Source organism: Mycobacterium sp. 1274756.6, from assembly GCF_001668625.1.
GTDB lineage: Bacteria > Actinomycetota > Actinomycetes > Mycobacteriales > Mycobacteriaceae > Mycobacterium.
Genome location: NZ_LZLJ01000022.1, coordinates 1 through 1,053 on the forward strand (window position 1 = coordinate 1; position 1,053 = coordinate 1,053).

The 1,053-nt window shown below is 64.3% G+C and carries 1 pseudogene; it reads right to left on the reverse strand.

What is annotated here, in order from left to right:
* Nucleotides 1-70: 70 nt before the first annotated feature.
* Nucleotides 71-1,053 (reverse strand): annotated as a pseudogene (locus tag A5643_RS03170) (condensation domain-containing protein); the annotation flags it as partial.

Below are 1,053 nucleotides of genomic sequence, written 5' to 3' on the forward strand. Positions count from 1 at the left end.
CGGTGCTGCTGGCAAAACTGAGCGCCTGCACCGATGTCCCCATCGGTTTCCCGATCGCCGGCCGCCAAGACCCCGCCAACCGGCCCGCCCACTGCCCACCAGCAACCACCACCACCGGAGCCGCATCAGCCAACATGAACAAAACCCGACCCGCCGGCAACCCCACATCCACCGGCACATACCCCGCCCCGGTCTTCAACACCCCCAACACCGCAGCCACCGCCACCGCCGAACGCTCCACCACCAACGCCACACACCCACCCGGGCGAGCACCGTATTCGGCCAGCAGATGCGCCCACCGATTCGACGCCTCATCCAACTGCTGATACGTCCACGACACACCCCCACACCGCAACGCCACCGCCCCCGGCGCCCGGACCACCTGCACCCCAAACAACCCCGGAATCGACACCCCACCCACAACCGGGCGGGTCAACACCGACCGATGACCCAACCCATCAAGACGCGCCGACTCCACCTCATCAACCACACCCACCGACGACACCAGCCGACCCGGATCAGCCACCATCGCCACCAACACCCGCTCCAACCGCGACACCAACGTTTCGATACTCCCCGCATCAAACACATCGGTGCGGTATTCGACGGCACCGTAAATACCCGCAGGCGTTCCGGTTTCGCTCCACCGCTCCTTGAGGTAAATCACCAGATCCATGCGGGCGGAGCGGGTGCCGGAGTCAAGTGGACTGACCTGCACGTCGCCGAGTGCCGAGGTGGCGGCCGGGTCGCCGGCGAAGTTCTGCCAAGCCAGAATGACCTGAATCAGTGGGTGGTGGGTCAATGAGCGGGCGGGGTTGAGTCGTTCGACGAGGACTTCGAAGGGCACGTCTTGGTTTTCGAAGGCGGTGAGGCTTGTTTGGCGGACTTGTTCGATAAGTTCGGCAACAGTGGGGTTTCCGGTCAGGTCCACGCGGAGTACGAGGGTGTTGACGAAGAATCCGACTAGTTTTTCCAGGGCGGGGTCTTGGCGGCCGGCGATCGGGAAACCGATGGGGACATCGGTGCAGGCGCTCAGTTTTGCCAGCAGCACCG